Source organism: Azospirillum formosense (genome assembly GCF_013340925.1).
GTDB classification, from domain to species: domain Bacteria; phylum Pseudomonadota; class Alphaproteobacteria; order Azospirillales; family Azospirillaceae; genus Azospirillum; species Azospirillum formosense.
Genome location: NZ_WHOR01000515.1, coordinates 1 through 1,009, shown reverse-complemented (window position 1 = coordinate 1,009; position 1,009 = coordinate 1). Strand labels below are relative to the sequence as shown.

Here is a 1,009-nt window from a genome sequence, read left to right as displayed (position 1 = left end):
ATCTTGGCGTTGTCCCCGGTCACGCGGCTCTCCCTCGGAGGACGGCCGGGACGCGGCCGGCTGGGTTGGGGCCGGCGTCGGATTCCAGCCGGTGCCCGGCGGGCTGGTGTAGGCGAAGCCGCCCGGCCCCAGGACGAAGGGCGCCATCGCCGCGGCGCCCTGCGCCATCGTCTGGAACAGGCGGGCGGCGGCATCGGCCATCTCGGGATCGGCGGCGCAGGCCGCCCATTGTTCCTGCCACAGGTCGAGGTACCGTTGCGCGAGCGTTTCCAGGGACGGGATGTCGGATTCGGACGATTCGGCCATGGCCGGGAGTATATGAGGGAGGCGGTGCGCTTGACCAGAGCCGCGAAGGACCGATCGAAAATGCCGCAAATCCCGAATTATCGGGGCGAAGCCCATCCGGGGTCGCAGCGCTGCGGCACAGCACTGGACAGGGTGCATTCCTTCGAGTAGTCCTTATATCTGGAACATTCTCGCCGCACGACCCTTCTTGAAAGAAACAGCGATGGCCGACAAGGAAGACCAGAAGTCCGCGACGATCACGATCAAGAAGTACGCCAACCGGCGGCTCTACAACACGGCGACCAGCAGCTACGTGACGCTCGACCATCTCTGTCAAATGGTCAAGGACGGGCTCGACTTTGTGGTCTATGACGCGAAGACCGGGGAGGACATTACCCGCTCGGTCCTGACGCAGATCATCGTGGAGGAGGAGAGCAAGGGCCAGAACCTGCTGCCGATCAGCTTCCTGCGCCAGCTCATCGGCTTCTACGGCGACAACATGCAGTGGATGGTGCCGCGCTACCTCGAATATTCGATGCAGTCCTTCTCGCGCAACCAAGAGCAGATGCGCGACTATTTCCAGAACACGCTGGGCGGCATGTTCCCCTTCGGCCGGCTGGAAGAGGTCGGCAAGCAGAACATGGCGATGTTCGAACGGGCCATGCGCATGTTCTCGCCCGTCGGCGGAGCCGAGGACGGGCAGCCCGGCGAGCACCCCGCCGCC

General features: G+C 64.4%; 1 protein-coding gene and 1 pseudogene. One reads left to right on the top strand and one right to left on the bottom strand.

Annotation, left to right across the window (positions count from 1 at the left end; genetic code table 11):
* Window positions 1-306: pseudogene (locus GBZ26_RS29510) on the bottom strand (hypothetical protein); the annotation flags it as partial.
* A gap of 202 nt (window positions 307-508) precedes the next feature.
* Between GBZ26_RS29510 and phaR the strand changes: the two are divergent.
* On the top strand, window positions 509-1,009 hold a 501-nt coding region (phaR, locus tag GBZ26_RS29505), incomplete at its 3' end, for a polyhydroxyalkanoate synthesis repressor PhaR (protein WP_174441819.1).